This window comes from Mucilaginibacter pineti (genome assembly GCF_900101875.1).
Classification (GTDB): Bacteria; Bacteroidota; Bacteroidia; order Sphingobacteriales; family Sphingobacteriaceae; genus Mucilaginibacter; species Mucilaginibacter pineti.
Genome location: NZ_FNAI01000012.1, coordinates 122,058 through 146,375 on the forward strand (window position 1 = coordinate 122,058; position 24,318 = coordinate 146,375).

The 24,318-nt window shown below is 41.1% G+C and carries 23 protein-coding genes; 12 read left to right on the forward strand and 11 right to left on the reverse strand.

The window, feature by feature from the left end; all coding sequences use genetic code 11:
- Positions 1–10: 10 nt before the first annotated feature.
- The 6 genes from BLS59_RS22720 to trpS all read right to left on the reverse strand — a co-directional run bounded on the left by BLS59_RS22720 (position 11) and on the right by trpS (position 5,782).
- Positions 11–1,621, reverse strand: coding sequence for a CTP synthase (locus tag BLS59_RS22720; RefSeq protein WP_091152889.1), 1,611 nt, complete (start codon positions 1,619–1,621; stop codon positions 11–13).
- Between the two features lie 195 nt (positions 1,622–1,816).
- On the reverse strand, positions 1,817–2,410 hold the full coding sequence (locus BLS59_RS22725; protein WP_091152891.1) for a hypothetical protein: 594 nt from the start codon (positions 2,408–2,410) through the stop codon (positions 1,817–1,819).
- A 30-nt stretch (positions 2,411–2,440) separates the two neighbouring features.
- Positions 2,441–3,019 carry a hypothetical protein gene (locus BLS59_RS22730; protein ID WP_091152893.1) on the reverse strand — a complete coding sequence of 193 codons (579 nt, stop codon included), beginning with the start codon at positions 3,017–3,019 and terminating at the stop codon, positions 2,441–2,443.
- Positions 3,020–3,186: 167 nt separating this feature from the next.
- A complete protein-coding gene (gene kdsB, locus BLS59_RS22735; protein ID WP_091152894.1) occupies positions 3,187–3,915 on the reverse strand; it encodes a 3-deoxy-manno-octulosonate cytidylyltransferase in 729 nt (242 codons plus the stop codon).
- A gap of 117 nt (positions 3,916–4,032) precedes the next feature.
- Positions 4,033–4,647, reverse strand: a complete 615-nt coding sequence (locus tag BLS59_RS22740; RefSeq protein WP_091152896.1) for a deoxynucleoside kinase — start codon at positions 4,645–4,647, stop codon at positions 4,033–4,035.
- Between the two features lie 139 nt (positions 4,648–4,786).
- Positions 4,787–5,782 (reverse strand): tryptophan--tRNA ligase, encoded by a 996-nt coding sequence (gene trpS, locus BLS59_RS22745; RefSeq protein ID WP_091152897.1) that lies wholly within the window; start codon positions 5,780–5,782, stop codon positions 4,787–4,789.
- Between the two features lie 39 nt (positions 5,783–5,821).
- On the opposite strand from trpS, the gene BLS59_RS22750 reads away from it, so the two are divergent.
- The 6 genes from BLS59_RS22750 (at position 5,822) to BLS59_RS22775 (ending at position 11,598) form a co-directional block, all read left to right on the forward strand.
- On the forward strand, positions 5,822–6,571 hold the full coding sequence (locus BLS59_RS22750; protein ID WP_091152899.1) for a lysophospholipid acyltransferase family protein: 750 nt from the start codon (positions 5,822–5,824) through the stop codon (positions 6,569–6,571).
- A 38-nt stretch (positions 6,572–6,609) separates the two neighbouring features.
- On the forward strand, positions 6,610–7,341 hold the full coding sequence (locus BLS59_RS22755) for a lysophospholipid acyltransferase family protein (RefSeq protein ID WP_091152900.1): 732 nt from the start codon (positions 6,610–6,612) through the stop codon (positions 7,339–7,341).
- On the forward strand, positions 7,338–7,628 hold the full coding sequence (gene gatC, locus BLS59_RS22760) for an Asp-tRNA(Asn)/Glu-tRNA(Gln) amidotransferase subunit GatC (protein WP_091152902.1): 291 nt from the start codon (positions 7,338–7,340) through the stop codon (positions 7,626–7,628). The genes BLS59_RS22755 and gatC overlap by 4 nt, the downstream gene beginning before the upstream one ends.
- A 139-nt stretch (positions 7,629–7,767) precedes the next feature.
- On the forward strand, positions 7,768–8,508 hold the full coding sequence (locus tag BLS59_RS22765) for an ABC transporter ATP-binding protein (RefSeq protein ID WP_091152904.1): 741 nt from the start codon (positions 7,768–7,770) through the stop codon (positions 8,506–8,508).
- Positions 8,509–8,613: 105 nt separating this feature from the next.
- Positions 8,614–10,263, forward strand: coding sequence for a serine hydrolase domain-containing protein (locus BLS59_RS22770; RefSeq protein WP_091152907.1), 1,650 nt, complete (start codon positions 8,614–8,616; stop codon positions 10,261–10,263).
- A gap of 132 nt (positions 10,264–10,395) precedes the next feature.
- The gene (locus BLS59_RS22775) at positions 10,396–11,598 is read left to right on the forward strand and encodes a sensor histidine kinase (protein ID WP_091152909.1); all 1,203 of its coding nucleotides are present in this window, start codon (positions 10,396–10,398) and stop codon (positions 11,596–11,598) included.
- Between the two features lie 41 nt (positions 11,599–11,639).
- Here BLS59_RS22775 and BLS59_RS22780 read toward each other — a convergent pair whose 3' ends face one another.
- Together BLS59_RS22780 and BLS59_RS22785 are read right to left on the reverse strand one after the other, a co-directional pair.
- Complete coding sequence (locus BLS59_RS22780; protein WP_091152911.1) at positions 11,640–12,428, reverse strand: hypothetical protein; 789 nt, start codon at positions 12,426–12,428, stop codon at positions 11,640–11,642.
- Positions 12,429–12,458: 30 nt separating this feature from the next.
- Positions 12,459–13,478 carry a chitinase gene (locus BLS59_RS22785; protein ID WP_162842742.1) on the reverse strand — a complete coding sequence of 340 codons (1,020 nt, stop codon included), beginning with the start codon at positions 13,476–13,478 and terminating at the stop codon, positions 12,459–12,461.
- 226 nt (positions 13,479–13,704) lie between these two features.
- Here BLS59_RS22785 and BLS59_RS22790 point away from each other — a divergent pair, with 226 nt between their 5' ends.
- The 3 genes from BLS59_RS22790 to BLS59_RS22800 all read left to right on the forward strand — a co-directional run bounded on the left by BLS59_RS22790 (position 13,705) and on the right by BLS59_RS22800 (position 14,824).
- Positions 13,705–14,253 carry a cob(I)yrinic acid a,c-diamide adenosyltransferase gene (locus BLS59_RS22790; RefSeq protein ID WP_091152914.1) on the forward strand — a complete coding sequence of 183 codons (549 nt, stop codon included), beginning with the start codon at positions 13,705–13,707 and terminating at the stop codon, positions 14,251–14,253.
- Positions 14,254–14,344: 91 nt separating this feature from the next.
- Complete coding sequence (locus BLS59_RS22795; RefSeq protein ID WP_002996718.1) at positions 14,345–14,566, forward strand: DUF2795 domain-containing protein; 222 nt, start codon at positions 14,345–14,347, stop codon at positions 14,564–14,566.
- Between the two features lie 108 nt (positions 14,567–14,674).
- Positions 14,675–14,824, forward strand: coding sequence for a lmo0937 family membrane protein (locus BLS59_RS22800; RefSeq protein ID WP_110585189.1), 150 nt, complete (start codon positions 14,675–14,677; stop codon positions 14,822–14,824).
- 41 nt (positions 14,825–14,865) lie between these two features.
- Here BLS59_RS22800 and BLS59_RS22805 read toward each other — a convergent pair whose 3' ends face one another.
- Complete coding sequence (locus tag BLS59_RS22805; protein WP_091152918.1) at positions 14,866–15,585, reverse strand: 2-C-methyl-D-erythritol 4-phosphate cytidylyltransferase; 720 nt, start codon at positions 15,583–15,585, stop codon at positions 14,866–14,868.
- Positions 15,586–15,780: 195 nt separating this feature from the next.
- Positions 15,781–16,830, reverse strand: coding sequence for a tRNA preQ1(34) S-adenosylmethionine ribosyltransferase-isomerase QueA (queA, locus tag BLS59_RS22810; RefSeq protein WP_091152921.1), 1,050 nt, complete (start codon positions 16,828–16,830; stop codon positions 15,781–15,783).
- Positions 16,831–17,055: 225 nt separating this feature from the next.
- On the opposite strand from queA, the gene BLS59_RS22815 reads away from it, so the two are divergent.
- The 3 genes from BLS59_RS22815 to BLS59_RS22825 all read left to right on the forward strand — a co-directional run bounded on the left by BLS59_RS22815 (position 17,056) and on the right by BLS59_RS22825 (position 21,041).
- Positions 17,056–18,303: an ABC transporter permease gene (locus BLS59_RS22815; RefSeq protein WP_091152923.1), complete on the forward strand. Its 1,248-nt coding sequence runs from the start codon at positions 17,056–17,058 to the stop codon at positions 18,301–18,303.
- Between the two features lie 10 nt (positions 18,304–18,313).
- The gene (locus BLS59_RS22820; protein ID WP_091152924.1) at positions 18,314–18,850 is read left to right on the forward strand and encodes a DUF3347 domain-containing protein; all 537 of its coding nucleotides are present in this window, start codon (positions 18,314–18,316) and stop codon (positions 18,848–18,850) included.
- 106 nt (positions 18,851–18,956) lie between these two features.
- Entirely contained in the window at positions 18,957–21,041 is a 2,085-nt protein-coding gene (locus tag BLS59_RS22825; RefSeq protein WP_091152927.1) for a prolyl oligopeptidase family serine peptidase, read from the forward strand.
- On the opposite strand, the gene BLS59_RS22830 is transcribed toward BLS59_RS22825, so the two are convergent.
- Positions 21,034–24,318 (reverse strand): PAS domain-containing hybrid sensor histidine kinase/response regulator, encoded by a 3,285-nt coding sequence (locus BLS59_RS22830; RefSeq protein ID WP_091152929.1) that lies wholly within the window; start codon positions 24,316–24,318, stop codon positions 21,034–21,036. The genes BLS59_RS22825 and BLS59_RS22830 overlap by 8 nt on opposite strands.

Consider the following 24,318-nt stretch of genomic DNA (forward strand, 5'->3'; position numbering starts at 1 on the left):
CAAATATTCTTTATTTCTTACGGGCGTAAGCCAGTGAAGCGGCGACAAAGTTAATAAAAAGTGGGTGCGGATTAGCAACTGTTGATTTTAATTCGGGATGAAATTGTGCGCCTACGAAAAACGGGTGGTTTTTAAGCTCAACAATCTCTACCAATTGGTTATCCGGGTTAATGCCCGATGGGGTTAAACCTGCGGCTTCATATTGTTTAAGATACTCGTTATTAAACTCATAACGGTGTCTGTGACGTTCAGAAATGTGGGTTTTTCCGTATATAGCTGCGGCTTTGCTGTTCTTTTTCAAATCGCAAGGGTAGGCGCCTAAACGCATGGTACCGCCTTTGTTGGTAACCGTTTTTTGCTCTTCCATCATGCCGATAACCGGGTGTGGTGTTTCGGGGTTCATTTCGGTACTGTTGGCGTTCTCCAGTCCTAAAACGTTACGGCCAAATTCAACAACGGCACATTGCATACCCAAACAAATACCAAAGAAAGGTATATTATTTTCACGCACATAACGTATAGCCTGTATTTTCCCTTCAAAGCCGCGCTCGCCAAAGCCCGGTGCTACCAGTACGCCATGCATGCCTTTAAGTTTTTCAATAGCATTCTCTGGCGTTAAGGATTCCGACGGAATGTACTCAACCCTTACCTTGCATTCTTTATTGGCACCGGCATGTATAAATGCTTCGGTAATTGATTTATAAGCATCCGGCAGCTCAACATATTTACCAACCAGGGCAATGCGTACATCGGCAGTCGGGTTTTTTAACCTGCCCAGGAAATCTTTCCAGTTTTCGAGGTTGGGTTCGTTCTTAAGCGGAAGTTTTAGTTTGGTAAGTACAGTTTTATCTAATTGCTCTTTCAACATCAGCAACGGAACATCGTAAATGGTTGATGCATCAATAGATTCGATAACGGCGTTGATATTTACGTTACAGAACAGGGCTATTTTTTTGCGGATATCTGCGTTAAGGTGGTGCTCGGTACGGCAAACCAAAATATCTGGCTGGATCCCGTATTCCAATAGCATTTTAACAGAGTGCTGGGTAGGTTTGGTTTTCAGTTCGCCTGCTGCGGCAAGGAATGGAACCAGGGTAAGGTGGATAACCAATGAGTTACCAGAACCGTTTTCCCAGCGGAACTGACGTACAGCCTCAATATATGGCAATGATTCGATGTCGCCTACGGTACCGCCCAATTCGGTGATCACAATATCATATTCGCCGTTTTCGCCAAGGATGCGGAAGTTGCGTTTTATCTCGTCGGTAATATGCGGTACTACCTGTACGGTTTTACCTAAAAAAGCACCCTCACGCTCTTTATTGATCACATTTTGGTAAATACGACCGGTTGTAATGTTGTTTGCTTTTGAGGTAGGAGTATTTAAGAAACGTTCGTAATGGCCAAGGTCAAGATCTGTTTCGGCGCCATCTTCGGTAACGTAGCATTCACCATGCTCATAAGGGTTCAATGTTCCCGGATCGATATTGATATAGGGATCGAACTTTTGAATGGTAACACGATAACCGCGCGATTGAAGTAGTTTGGCTAATGAGGCTGAGATAATACCTTTTCCTAACGACGAGGTAACGCCACCCGTAACAAAAATATATTTAGTCATGATTTTTTTTGAAAATGGCCCCTGTTTTATGCGGAAACCAAATGTTTGTGTACGGGATACAAAAGTAAGAAAATTTTTAGGCTTAGGAACACTTGTGCACAAAAAAACGGTTGTGCTTTTTGATTATGACCAAAGGCTGGCGATAAAGCATTTATTATGAAGGGGTAGCGATAGGCGGGCTGTATTCAAATCAAATTAATCATTTGGATTGAGCAGTAAACCTGTATTATAAAAGTGGACGATTTTATATAAATAAAAAGTGGCATAACCATCGTTGGCTAAAAAACGGTCGTAAAGGCTTTTTTTGTCTATGAGTAATTTTGCAAAATTGTGCCTGAGCTGATCTCTTGTTAACTCGGTAACCAAATTTGATTTAAGTAAAGTTACGGTGTCAGATCCTTTACTTACATATAACTCGTCGATGGCATCGGTAACGTTTAAAAAACCATAGTGGTTAACGTGTCGCCGTCCCAAAACATAATATAATGAAATTGTTCCACGTTCAACAAGTGCCAGAAATTTGGGGTTGTCTTCGCCTTTTATAACTACCGACCTCAGGATCACATTTTCTTCTGAGTTTTTAAACTCTTTTATCTCAGTTGGTTTAATGGTTTTATTACTTTTCATTTCTGAGGTTTGATACCTGAATTTTACGCCGCCTAATGCTCGGTTCGTTTTACAAGGTATCGAATCGCCTTTCATGGTTATAATGTAATCCTGTGCCTGTGTTTTTAGGGTAAACAACAATACGGCAACGCAAAACAGCGCTTTAAGGATAGGTAGTTTCATTATAAGTTTGGGTGGTATTATATGAAATAATTATAACGTTAATCCGGTATTATAAAAATGTATCAGCTTAAATAAATAAGTGAAATTGTAATATTCTTTGGCTTTAAATTTATCGTAAATGCTTTTTTTGTCTTTTAGTAATTCGGCAAATTCATCTAATATTTGTTCCTTTGGTTTATCAGTATTGTAATTTGATTTTAACAATCTTACCGAATCGCAATTTTTGCTCACGTAAAATTCCATGCTGGAGTGTATCCGGTTTGATTCCATCGCATTCCACTCCATAAGGCTGTACAGTGATATCGCTCCCTTTTCAACCACGATCATGAAAACGGGCTTTTTTACACCTTCCATTGTAACCGCCCGCATAACCAGGGGTATCCTGTTGCAAGTAAATTCTTTAATAGAATCAACGGTTATATCTTCAGCCTTTTTCATTTTGGCTGTTTTGTATTTAAACTTTGTATGATCTACAGATGATTGGGATACTTTGCCAAATAACGTATCGCCTTTTAAGGTAAGCAGGTAATCCTGATCTTGAGCACGCAGGCTTTGCGTAAATAATAAAGCCGCAATGCAAAGCAGGGCTTTTGTGATGGTTAATTTCATGATAAGGTTAAGTATTATATTATTGCGATATCCAATGCCGGGTGCAGGCGGCGAATGTATCTTCTTATATATTGCTCGTATTTATACAAATATATAAAGATTTATATAGCATAATATAACAACAATTATTTAAGCTAGGCATGGAGCATTTGCAAGTAGGTTTACGTCTACAACTTCAGCTTCAACAGATCTTCAGGAACATCAATGGCATGGGTTTCCAGTTCGGTTTCGGCAACTTTTATGCGGTAGCCGTTCTCAACCCAGCGCAACTGTTCCAGACTTTCGGCTTTTTCGAGGCCCGAAATTGGAAGCTTGGTGATCTGCTGCAGCACATCGGCACGGTAACCGTAAATGCCTATGTGTTTAAAATAAGTGTAAAATTCCAGCCAGTTTTCGGGTTCTTGTCCGCGTATATGCGGCAGGGCCGAGCGTGAAAAATATATAGCCTCGGATAGTTTATTGATCACCACTTTAGGCGAGTTGGTGTTGTGCAGTTCCTCAACAGTAAGCACTTTTTTTATCAAGGTGGCTATCTGTGTATCGGGATTGATAAAACAGGCAGCCAGCTTGGTGATCTGCTCGGGATCAATGTATGGTTCATCGCCCTGTATATTGATAACCACATGGTATTCGGGGTGTAATAAGGCCACTTCGGCACAACGGTCGGTGCCGCTTTGGTGATCGGCGGCGGTCATTACCGCTACGCCGCCAAAGGCTTGTACGTGGTTAAAAATACGGTCGTCATCGGTAGCTACAATAACTTCGGTTAAATCATTGCATTTTTTAGCCTGTTCATAAACCCGCTGTATCATGCTTTTACCCGCAATATCAACCAATGGCTTCCCCGGAAATCGTGAAGATGCGTAACGTGCAGGAATTATGCCGAGGATTTTCATTTGTGTTGCGTGGAACGTGTTACCTGTGGCGAGTTAATAGTGTTGATTAAAATTGATAGTGACTTGTGTAGGCGGGTATACATACTCGAAATTGGCAACCCGTAACCCGAACCTCGCCTAAAACAGTCCGTTAACTTCCCGTTCTATGAGGTTCACTATGGTGGTCATATCTTCGGTGTTGTTGGCAAAGTCGAGGTTATCTTTATCCAGCACCAGCAATTTACCCAGCTTATAGTTCTTTATCCACTTGTCGTACTTTTCGTTAAGTTTTGAAAGGTAATCAAGGCGGATGCCTATTTCATATTCGCGACCGCGGCGTTGTATGTTGCTTACCAAGGTAGGCACCGATGCTTTGAGGTAAACCAACAGATCAGGTGGTTTTATATACTCGGTAATATTATCAAATATCGATTCGTAGTTTTCGTAATCACGGGTGGTCATGAGGCCCATATCGTGCAGGTTTTCGGCAAAAATGTAAGCATCCTCATAAATTGTACGATCCTGTATAATGTTGCGCCCGCTCTTTTGAATGTCAATTATCTGGCGGTAACGACTATTCAGGAAATAGATCTGCAGGTTAAAGCTCCAGCGTTTCATGTCGCTGTAAAAATCTTCCAGGTAGGGGTTGTTGTCAACGGCTTCATACAATGGTTCCCAACCATAATTTTTGGCCAGCATTTCGGTGAGGGTAGTTTTACCGGCACCAATGTTTCCTACTATCGCTATGTGCATATTTATTTTAGTTCATGGGTTATGGTTCATAGATCATAGTTCATAGATCTGTATAAAATCTAATATATCAATCATTTGCTATGCAATGAAACTCCGACTAATATACACTATGAACCATGAACTATCAACCATGAACCCTTTAGAAATTCTTAAACCCTATAATTTCGCGTACTTCCTTAATGGTTTTTTGAGCGCTTTCACGAGCTTTATCGGCACCAAGGCGGGCTACTTTACGCAGGTATTCGGCATCGCCGGCAATTTCGTTTATACGGTCGCGGATGGGGGCGGTGGCTATGATCATATCCTCGGCAAGCTGCTTTTTAAGGTCGCCATAACGGATGCTCATGGTGTTATACAGGTTATCGAAATGTGTTAAAGTATCGGCCGATGAAACAACCTTCATCAGGTCAAACAAATTCTGGATCTCCTGTGGTTTGGTTTGATTTTCGGTAGTCGGACCGCCATCTGTAACGGCGCGCATAACCTTTTTGCGGATAGCCTCGGGCGTATCGCCAAGGAAAATAGCATTGCCTTCACCTTCTGATTTACCCATTTTTCCTTTACCGTCCAGTCCCGGGATTTTTACCAGGTTGCTGCTGTAGTTAAACGCATAAGGCTCGGGGAAGTAATCGTTATTATACAACCTGTTAAAACGGTTCCCAAAAGTGCGGGCCATTTCAAGATGCTGCTCCTGATCTTTACCAACAGGCACTTTGGTTGCTTTATGAATAATAATGTCCGCAGCCATTAATACCGGGTAGGTAAGCAGGCCAGCGTTCACATTCTCGGGATTGGCACGTACCTTATCTTTAAATGAAGTGCTGCGTTCCAGTTCGCCAAGGTAGGCGTTCATGTTAAGGTATAAATATAGTTCGGCTATTTCAGGTACGTCGCTTTGTACATAAATAGTAGCCTTTTCCGGGTCGATACCGGCAGCCAGATACTCTACTAAAACCTGCTTCACATTGGTATGTAAATCTGCAGGGGTAGGGTGCGTGGTTAACGAATGCAAATCGGCAATAAAAAAATAGCAGTTAAATTCACTCTGCATTTTTATAAAGTTTTGCAATGCGCCGTAGTAATTTCCTAAGTGCAGGTTTCCGGTTGATCGGATGCCACTAACAACAGTTTCCATAGTGTGCGAAAGTAAGGAATTTTTCTATTTTTGATGTCGATGAAAATGATATTGAAAAAAGTGCACATCTATTTTTATGTGTTTAGCGTTGCGGTTTCCTATTTTCTGTTTTGGCCTTTTTTCAAATATTGTTCGCGCAAGCCATCGCGTTACCGGGCAATGAATAAGCTGCGCGGCTGGTGGGCACTTATCAGTTCGGCCTTTGCAGGAATCTTTTATAGGTTTGAATATGAGCAGCCTATCGACTGGAGCAAAACCTATATCGTATGCCCAAATCATACCTCCAACCTTGATATTTCGGCCATGTGTGTACTGGTTAACAACAATTGCAGCTTTATGGGCAAGCAGGAGTTAGCGGACGGTCTGGTTACCGGATTATTCTTCCGTTCGGTCGATATTCCTGTAAACCGTGATAGTAAAATGTCGGCATTCCGGGCATTTAAAAAAGCCGAGGAAAAATTGAAGGAAGGTATCACCCTCATCATTTTCCCCGAAGGAATGATCTCCGAAACGTATCCGCCACAACTATGCGAGTTTAAGAACGGTCCATTTCGCCTGGCTATTGAATTAAAGATCCCTATTTTACCTGTAACCAGCGCCAACACTTGGGAAATTTTGTGGGACACCGGCACCAAATACGGCAGCCGTCCCGGCGTTTGTAATTTTTACATCCATAAACCCATCGATACTTCACACCTTACCGTTAATGATGCCGATACGCTGCGTGATGACGTTTATGCCATTATGAAAGCAAAACTTGAAGGAGGGTTACAGCCTGCCCAAGTTTAGGCTTTGGCTTAAATAAGTTTTTGTTATTTTTGGTAAGCATGAAATTGATATTGAAAAAGATCCATACCCAATTTTACCGGGTTAGTGTCGCTTTCTTTTTTACCTTATGTTGGCCCGTGCTGTATCCGCTCAGCAAAAAGCCTAAACTTTATAAATATATCAACCAGATCCGGCGACTCATCATCTTTTTAAGTTCCAGCTTATCGGGCATATTTTACAGGGCTAAGTTTGAGCAGCCTGTTGACTGGAGCCGTACCTATGTTATCTGCCCTAATCATACTTCCAATCTTGATATCTCGGCCATAAGCCAGCATCTGCATAATAATTTTTGTTTTATAGGGAAGGAAGAACTGCTGCACAATTATGTGCTGGGGCTGTTTTTCCGTACAATTGATATAACGGTGAACCGTGAAAGCAAGATTTCATCGTTTCGCGCTATTAAGACGGCTGCCGAACGGATAAAGAATGGCGTAAGCGTGGTGATATTTCCAGAAGCCACCATTCCCGACGAGTATCCGCCTGTTTTATACCCTTTTAAGAACGGTGCTTTCAGGCTGGCCATTGAAATGAAGGTGCCCATAATACCCATAACCTCCCTTGATACCTGGAAGGTGCTTTGGGATACCGGCGAAGAATATGGCAGCAGACCCGGAATTTGTAATATATTTGTACATAAACCCATTGAAACGGCCCATTTAACCATTGATGATGCCGACGCCCTGCGCGATGAGGTTCACGCTATTATTACTAAAAAATTGCAGCAAGCATGACCATAGATAAAGAAACAGTTGAAAAAGTTGCCCACCTGGCCCGTTTAGAACTCACCGAAACCGAAAAACAGGAAATGATAGTGGACATGAGCAAGATCCTTGATTTTATGGCCAAGCTTAACGAACTGGATACATCTGGCGTGGAGCCGCTGGTTTATATGACTGAGGGCGCCAACGTATTACGGGAGGATGTTGTTAAACAACAAATAACCCACGAAGAAGGACTGCAAAACGCCCCTAAGCACGATAAGGACTTTTTCCTGGTAGCTAAGGTTATTGAAAAATAAGTCAAAATTCAAAAGTGAAAATTCAAAAAGGGCTTGCACTGTTTGGCAAGCTAAAAGGCATTTTGACTTTTTAATTTTGAATTTTGACTTTCCTTTGTAACATTTAAGGTACTCCCGTAGTCCAAACAAAAAAAATTACATGGAGCCATTGAATACTGCTAAGCCATTAATAACCATTAACGATATCGGACGCAAATATGTGATAGGTGCCGAGGTGATCCACGCGCTTAAATCTGTTTCGTTAACTATTAATAAAGGCGAGTTTGTAGCACTGATGGGTCCTTCAGGTTCGGGCAAATCAACCCTGATGAATATCTTGGGCTGTTTAGATACCCCAACCAAAGGCGAATACATCCTCAACGGGATAAACGTAAGCCACATGAGCGATAACGAACTGGCTGAAGTACGTAATTCTGAGATCGGTTTCGTTTTTCAGACGTTTAACCTGCTGCCGCGTAGTACCGCGCTTGACAATGTTGCCCTGCCGCTTATTTATGCCGGTATCAACAAAATAAAACGTACCGAACGTGCCACCAATGCCCTCAAAAACGTAGGCCTTGGTAACCGTGTAGATCATAAACCCAATGAGTTATCGGGTGGTCAGCGCCAGCGTGTAGCCGTAGCCCGCGCATTGATCAATGATCCATCTATCATATTGGCCGATGAGCCTACAGGTAACCTCGATACCAAAACCTCCATTGAAATTATGGGCCTTATTGAAGATATTCATGCCAAAGGCAATACCATTATATTGGTAACGCACGAAGAGGATATAGCCCTGCATGCCCACCGTATAGTACGTATGCGCGATGGACTGATTGAAAAAGATTACAAAAATACCGAGATTCAAACCGTTAGTCGCCGGGTTGAGGAGGTATAGACCTTAGTATAACCAGGGTTCATTGTTCGATATTTTTTAATTAACACGGCTTGGCAATAACGTGTGAGCCTGTACTACATGTTACCCCCAATTATCGTTACGCCTATGAAACCTTATTGCATCTTAGCTTTAGCCTTGGTTTTCGCGGGTAATTTGTTTGCACAAACAACAAATATAACTACACCCGAACCAATCACTTTACCTATACAAAAGGCCAATATTGGCAAAATTGTATTTGTTGGAGATACCATCAGCCTGCAAAAACTTAAACAAACAGATTTATTAAACAGCTTTGAACTGAAACCCGCAAATAACCTGTATATGCGGATCTTCATGGGCAATTCACTAACAAATTATCAACACCAGGTTGATTCATCATTAACGGTAGAGCAGTTCAATAAGGGGAACTTTCAATTTGCTTTTTATGTGGATGGTAAATTGCTCTACACAGAAAATTTAAATAAAGGGGCAGGACTGGCTGTCAATAAAAATATTAAAACCACGGTGCATGCACCGCTGATCAGCAACCGGGGCGAAGATTCATGGGGACGTTCATTATGGGTTAGGTTTTGCCTGCTTGGCGGTGGCGATGACGCGTTTACCACCGGCACACATTTGCTTAAAATAGAAGCAAGGCCGTATGTTAACACCACAACTCTAAAAACCGGACCGGTTATAGCCTTGGGACAAATAAATATCATAATGCCCGCAGTTAGTGCTAAAGCTATTGAGCCGCAAGTTATTAAACCAAACAGTGGTTGGCCGGTATCTGCAGAAGCTTATGATAAAGAAAAGATAAAGGCGCTGAACCAACAGATAGCGCAAAACAAATTTAAGGATATTACCAGCGTAGTGGTTATAAAAAACGGCAAACTGCTTATAGAAGAATATTTTAATGGCAGCAGCCGCGATTCGTTGCATAACCCGCGATCTGTTGGTAAAACCTTTGCCTCGGCCATAATGGGGATAGCCATTCATGACGGGTATATTAAAAGCGAGAACCAAATGCTGAAAGATTTTTACGACCTTAAAAAATTCAACAACTACTCGCCGTTAAAAGAAAACATTACCCTGAAAAGCTTGCTTACCATGAGCTCTGTTTTTGATGCCGATGATAACGACGACAATTCGCCGGGTTATGAAGAAAATATGTACCCTACACCCAACTGGGTGCAATTTACACTTGGTTTAAAGGTAGATAGTACTAAAATAGCCGGCAAACAATGGAATTATTTTACGGCCGGGGTAGTAGTTTTGGGCGATGTGCTTAATAAATCTGTTCCTGGTGGTTTTGAAAAATATGCTGATGGAAAATTGTTTAAGCCGCTTGGTATAAAAAAATATCAATGGCAATACACACCACAAAACATACCCAGCACCGCGGGAGGCTTGCAAATGAGGTCGTTAGATTATGCGCGATTTGGGCAGCTGTATAAAAACGGCGGCTTATGGAAAGGTAAACAGCTTATTCCGGAAAATTGGATTAAGCAATCATTCACCAAGCACCTGGCATTACCAAAAGATGTAGTAGGCGACGGGTTTTACGGTTACCTGTTTTGGAATAAAACCTATTTGGTAAACAACAAACCTTATGAAACCTTTTATTGCTCAGGAAACGGCGGCAATAAAATATTTGTGTTTAAAGATCAGCCGCTGGTAATTATCATAACAGCAACAGCCTATAATGCGGCATATGCGCATCCGCAGGTTGATAAAATGATGCAGCAGTATATTTTGCCTGCTGTAATGCGATAGTTGTAAACTTATTTGTGGCCCTAAAACAATCCGGGTTTTCATTGGTTTCGTATCTGCAATTAATTAAATTACAAGTAAAGTTTATAAACTTATAATTGTAACTTACCTGCTATAAAGTTTTTATAATTATTAATGTTAAAACCCCCAATTCCCGAAAATGAACGCGAACGCCTTGCGGCTTTAAATTCATACCAAATTCTGGATACTTTGCCCGAGCAAGGTTTTGACGAGATCACCCTCATCGCATCTGAAATTTGCCAAACGCCAATATCTTTGGTTAGCTTAATTGATAACGACAGGCAGTGGTTTAAATCGAACAAAGGCCTGGAAGTAAGCGAAACCCCAAAGGAACTTGCATTTTGCGCCCATGCTATTTTGGAACCCCAGGAGGTAATGGTAGTGAAAAATGCGGTTACCGACGAACGATTTGCCGACAATCCGCTGGTTACTGGTACCCCCAAAGTTATTTTTTACACAGGTGTACCGCTCATTAACCCGGATGGGTATGCACTGGGTACGCTTTGCGTTATTGACCATAAAGCCCGCGAACTTAATGATAGCCAGATTATAGCACTCAAAGCACTGGCAAACCAGGTTGTGGCCCAGCTCGAGCTGAAAAAGAAGGTAACAGAGCTTAACAATACCCGCCGCGAACTGGAACAATCAAACGAGTACCTGGAAAAGTTTGCAGTAATGGCTGCACATGATATCCGTAACCCGCTCACCAATATTTTGCTCACCAGCCAGGTGCTTAAAGATCGTTTTAAGGATAAGCTGGATGAAAAGGGCAATAAGTTTCTGGATATCATCAACAACTCATCGCATAAGCTTATAGGCTTGTTAGAGAAGATGCTGGCCTACTCCAAATCAAACCAAATACTCGCTCAAAATAAAGAGGAAGCCGAGGTTTTACATTTATTGGAAGGCGTAGTGAAGCTGATTGATATACCGCTGGAGTTTAAAATAGAGGTACCCTTGCGACCTATAAAAATAACCACCTCGTTAGTGGCTTTTGAACAAATTATGATTAACCTGTTCAATAATGCAATACGATATAACAACAAACCCGAGGGAATTATTAAGGTAGATTTTGCTGAAGATAACTGGTTTTACACTTTTAACGTTACCGATAACGGGATTGGCATTGCATCTGAAAATTTTGAAATGATCTTTAAATCGGGAACAACGCTGGGCACTAAGGATCGTTTTAATAAAGATGGCTCTGGTATTGGTTTGTGTACCGTTAAAAGTTTGGTTGAGGCTTTAGGCGGTAAAATAAACGTGAGTTCAGAAGTTGGGGAGTATACAAGGTTTACTTTTACGCTGAAGAAGTAAGCTGTACTATAAACTTGCAATTGTAAGGGTTTATGCCAATACTATTTCCACCACTTAGTCTGTTCTGCTTTTAACGCTGCTTTGGCATTTGGGCCGTTACCGTAGGCATCCCTAACACTTTGCCATCCCAGTTTCAAATATTTATCTGTAGGAGAAAATTCACCTGCGCCGCCATCAAAGTCGCCGCTGTTGAGTATGCGGTAATCTCCCCAGTTGCAAATTTTGTTTGTTTTACCATTGTAAGGAATCCAAATCCCGGCAAATTGGTTGTTATTAAATCCATCCGCTTCTTTTTCAAGAGCATCGTAATTAACATTGTTATTTTTATCTACATAAAAATTGGTTTCAAAGTGCCCTTTAAATATACCCGAATGCGGTTGGGTTTTATTCTCGGCAAAATTGTAATCGCCGAGGGTGCGATATTGGCCTTTAATACCTTTGTTTTTATACTCATTATCAACACCGGTTGATGTGAACTTCACTTTGCGGATGTTGGTAATAGTAATAGTGCCATGAAAATCGCAAACATTATTCTTTACCATTGATTTTCCAAATACCTCATACACATGTGCCTTCGAGGGTGACTTAGTAACCTTTATAAATTTAATGTAGATACGCTGGTGCTCATTGCCAATAAAGCCGTAAATAAATTGATTTTCTGTAATAGTCCAAAGCATTGATAGATCCAAGCCTTTAAAATGGTCTTTAACATCTTCGGCCATATATCTATCATTGCTTAATTCCTGGTTTTTTAATCTATTTGCTTCGGTTTGCGCTTTTGCAAAAGTGCAAAGGTTGATGAGTAGCACCAGGATTAATAATTTTTTCATAAGGTTAGGGTGCCGGTTGGTTTTTATATATTAATACTTATAAGGTTCCATTTTGCCGCATGAGCAGGCGCAGTTGGCATCGGTAACGCCAAGTTTCTTTAAAAAGAATTGGTAAAACCCAATACGATCATTCATGCCGTAGTTGTCTTCTCCTTTGTTGCATTCCACATCGCCGTTTACAATATTAATGGTCATACCGAAGCCCGGTGTAGTGCGCCCGTGGGCCTTGTCTACCGCGTTGGGTTGCCATTTGCCGGTCATTACATCATGTGCCGATGGTTTGTGCGTTTCGGGGGTCATCCAGAAGTATATGGCTGCTTTAAAGGCTACTACCGGGTCGTTCTCCACCAGTTCGGGCGTGTTCAGGAGAATCTTTGGATCACCAAAAATAATGTTTGATGCAAAGCCGTAATTGCCATTGTAACTCAACTGCATTGGTCCGCGGCCGTAGTATTTTTTACCTGCAACGGGCGGGTATTCGTCACTGTCAGATACGTAGGTATTTTCTGTATTGCTTTCGTGGATGAGCATAAGGCCATCAGTATAGCTGCCGTTCATGCCGTGGCGGGTTTCATGTGCTATCTGCGCAAAGAAGGCCGCCAGCTCTTTCTTGTTGGCATCGGCACCAAAGGCAGTACAAAACTCGCCGTAATCAACAGTGAACACACTGTCGGGTTTCTTTTTGGCCCATTCCTCGTTCCAATCGCCGTCTTGCCTTACCACAGCGCTTTTGCCTGTTTTTTTATCGGTACGTATAAACTGGTAAACCGAAACAGCCCGGCGACTGATCTTAATATCTATCTGGCCCAATTCGTCAGCTGCTTTAATAAAAGCGGCATAGGTATAAAATTTATCGCGCTGCGGAAAAAGGTCATTAAACTGTTTCTCTGTTAAAATACTGCTGATGGAGGTTTTGGATTTAGCAACAGCTGTAGTTTTTGCCGAGTCGGCTGCTTTAGTATTACCGGCACCGCCGCAGCTAAAGGCCGACATTACAAGCCCGGCGGCTATGATAGACAATATTTTGGATGATTGTATGATGGATTTCATTGGGTACATATAAATACGTTTCACAATATTACAAATTAGGCGTTAAAGCTGTTGCTTTATAAACTGCATTTTATCAGCAAAAATTATACTAAAACAAAAATGAGTGCTTATCGGCGTTAATGAGCCACGGCTTTTACCGGTAAAAATTATATATTCACTTTGGTAAAAACAGACTTGCCGTTCCAATGTGCTTTACCGTGTACGGCATTTTAAAATTGATACTTACATGAAAATATATACTAAAACAGGCGATAAGGGTTATACATCATTAATAGGAGGTACTCGCGTGGCCAAACACCATTTGCGTATTGAAAGCTATGGTACCGTTGATGAGCTTAACTCCTACATCGGCCTCATCCGCGATCAGGATATAACCGCCCATGATAAAGAGTTATTGAAGCAGATACAGGACAGGTTGTTTACAATAGGCTCCTCACTGGCATCTGATCCCGAAAAATCAAAAATGATAATTCCCGACCTGCATATGGCCGATGTAGAACTACTGGAGCAGGAAATGGACGCCATGAACGAGCAATTGCCGGAGTTACGTCATTTTATATTACCGGGGGGCAGTAATACCATTTCGTTTTGCCATATTGCAAGATGTATTTGCCGCCGGGCCGAAAGGCTTACCGTAAACCTGGCGCAGGAAAGTACAGTGGATGAAAAAGTGAATATTTATCTGAACAGATTGAGCGATTACCTGTTCACTTTAAGCAGGAAGGTTGCAAACGAGCACAATATTCCTGAAAATCAATGGATACCACGTATTTGAAAATGTGAAAAAAAATATTGATATTCCAATTGAAAATATTATACTTTTGCGAAAAAGTAAATTTACTGATAATTATAAAATATAGAGAAACATGTATTGGACACTTGAACTGGCATCTCACCTTGAAGATGCGCCCTGGCCCGCAACAAAAGACGAATTAATTGATTACGCTATTCGTTCTGGAGCTCCTGTTGAGGTTATTGAAAACCTGCAGGCGCTGGAAGACGATGGTGAACCGTATGAAAATATTGAAGAAATATGGCCGGATTACCCGACCAAGGATGATTTCTTTTTCAACGAAGACGAATATTAATCAACATAAAAAGCCCTTTTTTAAGGGCTTTTTTATTGGGCACTACTTTTTGGAATGATTTTAGTATTAGGCTTAAAATATTTATCACTAATACTAAAAAACATAAACATGAGAGGCTTATTGTACATTATCGCCGTTATCCTGGTTATAGGATGGTTGTTCGGAGCATTTATTCACCCATTTGGTGGTGGCTTAATTCACATACTTTTAGTTATAGCTATTATAGCTGTACTATTAGGAGTTATCCGACGGGCATAACCCAAAATCATTACTAAATGAAAATAAAACCATCGGCAATCTTAGGCCGATGGTTTTTTGCTTAAAAGCAATTCGGCAATGGCAATATCCTCCGGAAAGGTGATTTTTATATTCTCATAGCTGCCTTCGGTAATGTTAATGGCAATGCCATATTGTTCAACAACGCTGGCATCATCTGTAAAACTTTCTGTATAGGGTTGTTCGTAAGCTTTTTTAAGCAGGCCTGCTTTAAACGTTTGCGGGGTTTGTACCAGGTAAATCTCATCTCTTAACAAACTCACCGATACGCCGTTTTTAACCTGCCGTATAGAATCGCGGCTTTTAACGGCCGTAACAGCGTTGTCATGCAACGCGGCGTACGCAAACGATGCTTCAATTATGCCGGCACTGGTAATCGGCCTTACGGCATCATGTATGGCAATTAGGGCATTACTGTCGCAATCTATTTGGTCGAGCCCGTTTTTTACCGAGTTAAAACGCGTTTCGCCGCCAGATATCAATTGGTGGGGGATATTGAAATTGTATTTGGAACATAGTTCCTGCCAGTAAGCATGGAAATTAGGGTGCATTATTAATACGATAACGGGCTTAATAACCGTTTGCTCAAAAGCCTGCATGGTATGCATTAAAACCGGCAAGCCATGCAATAACAAAAACTGCTTTGGCACCGCAGATTGCATCCTGCTTCCAGAACCACCGGCAACGATGATCACATAATTGTGGGGTGTGAGGTGGGGAGTGTGAGGTGTGGTATCGGTCATTGTTTATTAATGGTACTTGGTTGGCCTGTCACCCTGAGCTTGTCGAAGGGTTGAGTGCAGAGGCCTTTGCCCGCTATGCTTCGACAGGCTCAGCATGACAGCCCATTAGCATAATCTATGATTCAAATCTAAGGCAAAAAAAATGAGATATGAAAAAAACTCATATCTCAAATCTTATATCTGAAATCTAAATAATTAGATGATCAGCATGGCATCGCCATAGCTGTAAAAACGGTATTTTTCTTTTACTGCAACTTCGTAAGCGTTCATTACATGCTCATAACCGCCAAATGCCGATACCATCATCAATAAGGTAGATTCTGGTGTGTGGAAGTTGGTGATCATTGAATTGGCTATGCTGAAATCATACGGAGGGAAAATGAACTTGCTGGTCCAGTCGTTAGCCGGTTTAAGCGTTTTACCTGCAGATACAGCCGATTCAATAGCGCGCATTGAAGTTGTACCAACAGCGCAGATGCGTGATTTACGTTCGATGCCGCGGTTTACAATATCAGCTTGTTTTTGCTCAATGATAAACTGCTCTGAGTCCATTTTATGCTTGGTTAAATCCTCTACCTCAACCGGGCGGAAGGTTCCTAAACCAACGTGCAGGGTAACCTCGGCAAAATCAACACCTTTAAGTTCAAGGCGTTTCATTAGCTCGCGGCTAAAGTGTAAACCAGCTGTAGGGGCTGCAACAGCGCCTTCGTGTTTGGCAAAAATAGTTTGGTAACGTTCTTTATCTTCGGCAGTAGCTTTACGCTTAATGTATTTAGGCAGTGGTGTTTCGCCCAAGATCTCCACATTACGGCGAAATTCTTCTTCCGTACCATCAAACAAAAAGCGGATGGTACGGCCGCGTGATGTGGTATTGTCAACAACTTCGGCAATCAGCAAATCGTCGTCGCCAAAATATAATTTGTTGCCTACGCGTATCTTACGTGCGGGGTCAACCAATACATCCCAAAGGCGTAATTCTTTGTTTAACTCGCGCAGCAAAAAAACTTCGATGGTTGCGCCGGTTTTTTCTTTATTTCCATATAAGCGCGCAGGGAATACTTTGGTATTGTTCAGGATCATTACATCCTGGTCATCAAAATAATCCAGCACATCTTTAAATATTTTATGCTCAATTTTTCCTGAATCTTTGTGTAAAACCATTAAGCGAGCTTCATCGCGGGTTGCAGAAGGGTTGTGTGCTATTAGTGACTCAGGTAAATTGAATTTGAATTGAGATAATTTCATGCTTGTGTATATGAATTTTCAGGGCGCAAATGTATGAATTTTTTTTGTTAATTTGGTAGATTTTTTTATGAACGATTTGTTTTCGTGGTATTCAGTTTAATCAAAAAATAATGTAACTTAATTGATGCTGCAACGTCTAAAATCTAAAAATATTCAACCGTTATAATTGTTTCGCCCTAATATAGGCTTAACAATGTAATAACCATTGAAACCAAAATAAGTTATATGCTATTTTTAAAACTTTTCAGGGAGAGCTTTTTGTTTGCTTACGATGCGTTGAGGCAAAATAAATTGCGCACCATACTGTCGTTACTGGGTGTAACAATAGGCATATTTACTATTATAGCGGTGCAATCGGCGGTTGATACGTTACGCAATAATCTGCAAAACAGCGTGAATAAGCTGGGCAATAACAGCGTTTACGTTGAAAAATGGCCCTGGGTAGGTGGCAGCGACTTCCCTTGGTGGAAATATCTGCAAAGGCCAGAACCAAAACTGCGTGATTTTAATGAACTGGAACGCCGCAGCCAAACGGCCGAAGCGGTATCTTATGAAGTTGGTATTGACAGACGCACCATTAAATATAAAAGCAACACTGTTGATGGTGCGCGCATAAGTGCAGCATCAAAAGATCATAACAAAACCTGGAATTTTGATTTTGCAGGGGGCAGGTATTTTACCGAAATGGAATCAAAAACAGGTGCACCTATAACTATTATCGGTTTCGATATAGCTAAGGACCTTTTCCCTGCCGGTGATGGTGTAGGGAAACAGATTAAAGTAATGGGACGTTACGTAACCATTGTTGGTGTTTTTTCAAAACAAGGTAATGATATGCTGGGCATATCAACAGATAAGCAGGTTTTATTACCGCTTAATTTTGCCCGTAATATAATTGATATTCAAAGCGAAAGATATGGGCCTTCGCTTATCGTGCGCGGTAAGAAGGGGATTCCGGTTGATGATGTAGAGAGTGAGATTCGTGGATTAATGCGATCTATTCGCAGTTTAAGGCCCAACCAGGAAGATAATTTTGCGCTGAACCGCACCACCATGCTTACCAATGAGTTGGATAGGGTGTTTAGTATCATTAATATTGCCGGTGCCATTATCGGTGGTTTTTCGGTAGTTGTGGGCGGGTTTGGTATTGCCAACATCATGTTTGTATCCGTAAAAGAGCGTACTAATATCATCGGTATCCAGAAATCATTAGGTGCTAAAAATTACTTTATTTTATTGCAGTTTTTAATCGAAGCCGTGGTGTTATGCCTGCTCGGGGGGCTCATAGGGTTGTTTGCTGTTTACTTGTTAACATTTGCGGTAAAGGCAGCAGCAGATATACAAGTTGTGCTCGATTTAAATAATGTTATCAGGGGGATGACAATATCTGTAGCAATAGGTGTATTTTCGGGAATCATTCCTGCGTATTTTGCTTCACGGCTTGATCCGGTGGAGGCGATACGTACAAACTAAATACACGCTTATGAAAAAGATCATCAATAGTATTGCCATAGCTGCGGCAATTGTAACTATCCAGAGCTGTAATCAAACCACAAAGCCTTCGGCAGCTGCTGCGGCTAAACCGGATAGCTCAAAAGTATCAACTATTGCCCAGGTAGCGGTTGATACGGCCAACACTGCCGATGTGTTTAAAGGTTATATCGCGCTTAAAGATCAGTTCCTGAAGTCGGATGTTGGAGGTATTAAAAGTGCTGCCACGGCTTTGGAAACCAAGCTGACTGGTATAAAGGGCTGCACCGAAACCGCCGTAACCGCGCACAAAATTGCCACCACTGATGATGTAAAAAACCAGCGTGCCGAGTTTTTACTGCTAAGTAAAGATATTATTACGCTTATAAAAGGCGCCAAATTTAAAACACCCCCAATTTACGTTGACTACTGCCCAATGGTCGACGCTGGAAAAGGTGGTTACTGGCTCTCGCTAACTAAAACTATAGAAAATCCCTATTTTCCTGAGCATATGAAAGAGTGCGGGCAGGTTAAAGAGGAGATTAATTAATATCACTTGGCGGTACAGTAAGTACTGTTTTTGTTACATATTATTAATATTGCCATTTATAATTATAGCTTATTTTAGCAGGGTGCTTTTTGCACCCTTTTTATTTATGAAGCCTTTCTTTTTCACGTTATTTTTCTCGGTTTGTTTCCACTTAGCTTTTGCTCAAACAATAACCTATCCGGTAGCAAGCGTAAGACCCGTTACTGAGGAATTTTATAATAAATATAAGATTATTGATGATTACCGCTGGATGGAAAATCTGCGCGATCCCGAACTGAAAAAATGGGTGAATGATGAAAATAAGATCTCCAATCAATTTATAAATAGAGCCTCAGGTAAAAACAATACCTACCGGTATATTGACGGAATAGCAAACGTTATCTATAAAGATCCTGTTAAAAAGGGAAAGTATTACTTTACTTATGCCTACCAAAACGATTATGATGTGCCGGCCTTGTTTGTCCAAAACACTATAAAGGATAATGATCCAACTATTATTGTAGATCCTAATTTTATATCACATAAAGACAAGATTGTATTAAAGGATTATGAGGTATCCGCCGATTCAAAATACCTGGCCTACGAATTTAGTCGCAATGGCAGCGATTGGGCCGAAATTATGGTTACGGTTATTAGGGGACAAAGCCTCGATGACCATTTGGTAAATGTAAAGTTTTCCAATATTGCGTGGCAAAGTAATGGTTTCTTTTACTCAACATATCCGCCGGTTAGCAATATGGGCAAAACGCAGGGGCAAACTGTATATTATCACAAAATTGGTACGCCGCAAAGTTCGGATTCGCTAATCTTTAAACGGAATGACCCTAACATCCGGTTTAACTTTTTAACCACCAGCGATAGTCGTTTTTTTGTTTTGAGCGAACATAATCCTAATACAGGTAAGAACAATTATTTTTATATTGATTATAAAGATGCAGAGCCAACTTTAAAACCCCTGCTTCTTAACTTAAAATTTGCGATTGATGTTATAGATAGCCATAACGGTAAACTAATAGCCACAACCCTTCACGAAGCAGATAACGGAAGTATAGTTGAAATTGACCCGGCGAATCCCAGGGAATGGAAACCTTTAGCGCCCTCATATTCCGAAGCGGTGTTAATGAAAACAGTGCCATTAAAGGATAAAATAATTTCGGTTTATCAAGCCAAACTGCACCCTGAAATAGTTGCCACGGATTATGATGGTAAAGTATTAGGCAAACGCTCTTTTCCCATTGGCACATCAATTCGTGGATTAAGGGGTTTGCCAGATGATAAGGAACTATCTTACAGCTATCAATCGTACACAAGACCGCCAGTGGTGTTTAGCATTAATACAGATAATTATGTTAGCACGTTAACCCGACCGTCAACTGTTCGTTTCGACTACGAAAATTTTGTTTACCAGGAATCGGAATACGTGACCCATGATTCTGTTAAGGTACCTATTTTGCTTATCTACAAAAAGGGGCTTAAACTTAATGGCAATAACCCAACGCTTTTGGAAGCCTACGGTGGCTTTGGTGTTATAAATACGCCAAGCTTTGATCCCGGTATTGTGTATTTTTTAAATAATGGCGGTGTATATGCCTATGCCTGTATAAGAGGCGGTGGAGAGTTGGGTAACCAATGGGCAAAAGGAGGTAAGGGTTTAAATAAACAAAACTCATTTAATGATTTTATCTCCGGTGCCGAATACCTCATAAAACAAGGTTATACCAGCCCGGCAAAACTGGCCATATCGGGCGCATCAAATGGTGGACTGGTGGTTGCCGAAGCCGCCATTCAACGGCCCGATCTGTTTAAAGCAGCAATACCTGTTGTAGCTCCGCTGGATATGCTTCGTTTCGAAAACTTTACCGTAGGGCAATTTCACACCGGCGAATATGGCAGTGTGGCCGATAGTGCGGGCTTTAAACAGTTGTATAATTATTCGCCATATAACAATATAAAGGCCAACGTTAACTATCCGTCAATGCTTATCATTACTTCCGAAAATGATGATAGGGTACCTCCGTTGCACTCCTTTAAATTTACCGCAAAGCTGCAGAGCAGGCCTGTTCAAACCAATCCTATATTGTTATTGGTTAATAAACAGGCGGGGCACTACGGCACCGGCGATAACAGCTTGGTAGCCGAACTGGAGGAAAAAGCAAGCCTTTATGCTTTTATAATTGAAACACTTAAATAACATTCTGGCTATTTATCCCTGCCGTTGTTTTTATGGAGTGTTTTACCACCTTTTCAAACAAGGTTTCTGGCATAAAAGGTTTGGTTAAATAGTCGCTCATGCCAGCTTCAAAGGCTTTGTTGTGTGTTTCTGGCATGGCATCAGCAGTTAGTGCTATAATTGGTATTTGGGGATAGCTTTGTTTAATGATTGCCGTTGCCTCAAACCCATCCATTACAGGCATCTGTAAATCCATAATAATTAGGTTATAGGCTTTATTGGCCACCATATTAACTGCAATTTCGCCGTTCATGGCTTCATCTACATTGGCATGCCATTTCTTCAAAAAGCGCGATGCTATCATCAGGTTCATCCTGTTATCATCAACCACCAATATGTTCATGCCATGCAGGTTGAGCGCTACACCCGGCACCGATTGGGTAATTGGGTTATCGCCAATGGTTTTAGCCTCAATTTTAAATGCTATTGCAAAGGTAAATATAGTGCCTTTGCCCAACTCGCTGCTTACGGCTATGGAGCTGTTGTGCAGCTCAATTAAACGTTTGGTAATGGCAAGGCCCAGGCCTGTACCGCCATACTCGTTGTTAATAACCTGCTGATCCTGCATAAAAGGATCAAATACTATATTAAAGCTTTCGGGCGAGATGCCTATCCCGGTATCGGCAATGGTAAATTTAACGGTAACGCTGGTATCGTGAATCTGTTCCTTCTCTAACTTAATGGTTACCGTGCCTGTGTGGGTGAATTTTACGGCATTGCTTACTAAGTTATTCAATACCTGCCTTAAACGCATCGAGTCGCCGGTTACATTTTCGGGGATAGATTCGTCAATGAACAAATCAAGCGTCAGCTGTTTTTCGGTAACTTTTGGTAAAAACGACTGCTTTATATTATTGATGAGCTGCAGGAGATTAAATTGCGAATTATTCAACTCTAATTTACCGGCCTCTATTTTATTATAATCCAGTATATCATTGATAATAGCCAGCAGGTTTTCGCCCGAGAATTTTAGGGTATTAAGGTATTCCAGTTGCTCGGGTTTTGGATTTTCGCTGATGAGCAAATTGGTAGTGCCAATAACCGCGTTCATTGGCGTACGTATCTCATGGCTCATGATCGATAAAAATTCCGATTTGAACTTGGATGATTTCTCAGCCATCTCTTTTGCCCAGATCAGTTCTTGCTGCGCCTTTTGCTGATCGGTAATATCTTCACCAATACTTGTGGTTTCTTTAAGACCGCCGTTTTCATCGTAGCTAACGGTATTTTGCCAGCTTATAATACGCTGTTCGCCGTTGCGGCAAACAATAGGGTTAACAAAATGTCCGATAACGCTATTGGTTTTAAACCAGTTTTTCAAAAAGTCCTTCAAATCGTCGGGCACAAAGTGATCCATCCAGTTCATACCAATTATCTCTGTTTGCGAGTAACCCACCAGGTTGGCCAGGTATTTATTGCAAAAGATAATAACCCCATTTTTATCTAACGATAATGCAACAAGGCTTATGGTTTCCAATACCAGTTTGTATTTATTTTCGGCCTGGCGATAATCAAGTTCGGCCTGTTTGCGTTCAGAGATATCCTGTAGGGTACCTATTACCTTGCGCAGCGTACCATCTTCGCGATACATTAGTTTACCTATAATTATACTCAGGTATTTTACATTGCCGCCTGGTGTTACAATGCGGTATTCATGCGATATATCTTTTAAACCTTCGGGGTTTTTTAACAAACGTTTTAATATATATACATCGTTAGGATGCACAAATTTTAATAACAGCTTTAAGAAATTTCGTGCTCCTGTGGTTGCAGAAGTTGTTTCATAAATTGTATTCAGCTCATTAGACCATGACAGCAGGTTGCTGGTCAAATCCCATTTCCAGTTACCAATTTTAGCTATTATCTGCGCCTCCATCAGCTCAACCTGGCTTATTTTCACCGCTTTTTCTGATAATTTGGCTTCGGTAATATCCTGCAATACACCAAAAATGCGCTTATGATTGCCATCATCTTCGCGCAATAAATCTCCGCGGATGATCTTGATGTATTTTAAATTGCCCTTTGGAGTAATGAACTTATGTTCAAACTGCGGCTGCTGTATTTTATGGATAGATGATAAAAAGCTTTCGGCATTGGCACGATCATCCGGATGGATGAGGCTTATGTAGTAATGAAACTTGCTCATCTCGGCAGGGATGCGGTCAATTTCAAGCAAGGTGTATAAATTATCAGACCAATAGGTTTCGCTGGTGCCGTGATCATACCACCAGTTACCGGTTTTTGATATGGCCTGCGCTTCCAGCAGTAAAGCTTCGTTTGCTTTTAGTGCTTCGGCATATTTCTTTTGTTCGGATATGTCAATAACGGCGGCTGAAATTCGCCCGGCATACGCACCGTTGCGGTCAAATACCGGCATCATATTACAGGTAAACCAATGCCCGGTGCCATAGTCAGAAATGTATTCTATGGAAGTAGGGAGCCTGTTGGCAATCACATAATCAAGCGCAGTGATAAATTTTTCGGCCTTTTCTGGTGGTAATACTTCGTCAAGGCGTTTCCCGATCATTATGCCGGGGTTAACAATTCGTTCTGTAAGTTCATTGTACCATACGTTAAGGCAAACCTTATTTTCGTCAAACTCAAAAATAATATCGTTTAGGGAGTTAATAAGAGAGGTTAAGTGTTCCCGGCTTTCGCGTAGCATACCGTCGTTGTTCAAGAGGTCGGTATTGAGGTCCATTACCTTGTTAACGGCGTTACTTAATTTATATTGATAAGCTAAAACCACCAGGAAAGATACGTATGCTATGAGCGTGAAAATGCCAAGGAGTACAGCGAGCACAACGGCCGAAATCTCGGGCTTAGGCGCTATAAAATAGGCGATTACTATAGCAACTAAATTAACCGAACTTATAACAATAAACTCCCATCTTTTTTTGCAAAAAAGGGTAAGTGCTATAAATATGGTAATGGAGCTAAACAGGTATGCATGATCAAAGCCGTTGTTACCCAATAAAATACAATTATTAATAACCAGAAACGATAAGATAGTAACGTATGTGCTGGCCTTATAAACAGTTTTATTGATGCCGAAGGAAAATGCTAAGGCAGCGAGGCATAAAAAACTATTGATTACCCTAAACCAAACGGGATCATAAGAGTTATTATAGCACAAATAGTATAATGATGGGCTTGCTATGAATAAACCTATAAGCAAAAGTCTGTAAATGGTATCGTCGTTTTGGATCATTAACAGTGGTTTAACTTTCAACGACAT